Genomic DNA, 564 nt, shown 5'->3' with positions numbered 1-564 from the left:
AGCAGCCTAAGGGCTGCTTTTTTATATGGGGGAGAGTGGAATTAGGCTTCTTTTTGTTCCCTTTGTTCTGCTAAAGAGCTTTGAGCTAGCTTTTCATCTTCCATCTTTTTTTCTTCAGCTTTCGCCTTTTCAATCATTGGTGTAATGGTTGAACCTTGAATAAGGATAGAGAACACCACAACCGAATAAGTCATTACAAGGATGATCTCTTTTACATCGATCAGCTTGTCTTGAACCACCCAAATCCCTGATGGAATTGAAAGTGCCATTGCTAGCGCTAGGCCGCCACGTAGACCACCCCAAGTCAGAATCTTTACTGACCATGGGTTGTATTTTCTGTAACGTTTAAAGCCTATGTATGAGATAAAGACGCTGAGATAGCGAGAGGCTAGCACCAGAGGGACTGCAATTGCCATCATTATCCAGTCTTCTTCATGGAATTTAAATAGCAGCATCGACATACCAATTAATAGGAATAGCACGCCGTTTAGAAACTCATCTACTAACTCCCAGAAGTGGTCTAGGTGGTCTTCACTCTCTTTAGAGAAGCCAATAAAGCGTGTC

At 42.4% G+C, this 564-nt stretch carries 1 protein-coding gene; it reads right to left on the bottom strand.

The genetic code is table 11. From position 1 onward, the window contains the following. Positions 1 to 41 precede the first annotated feature (41 nt). A partial coding sequence (locus R7Z49_RS26765) for a cation:proton antiporter (RefSeq protein ID WP_318112699.1) occupies positions 42 to 564 on the bottom strand: 523 nt, incomplete at its 5' end.

This window comes from Vibrio sp. 1562 (assembly GCF_033340155.1).
Classification (GTDB): Bacteria; Pseudomonadota; Gammaproteobacteria; order Enterobacterales; family Vibrionaceae; genus Vibrio; species Vibrio alginolyticus.
The sequence above is the reverse complement of the archived record's forward strand: the minus strand, read 5'-3'. Positions and strand labels throughout refer to the sequence as shown.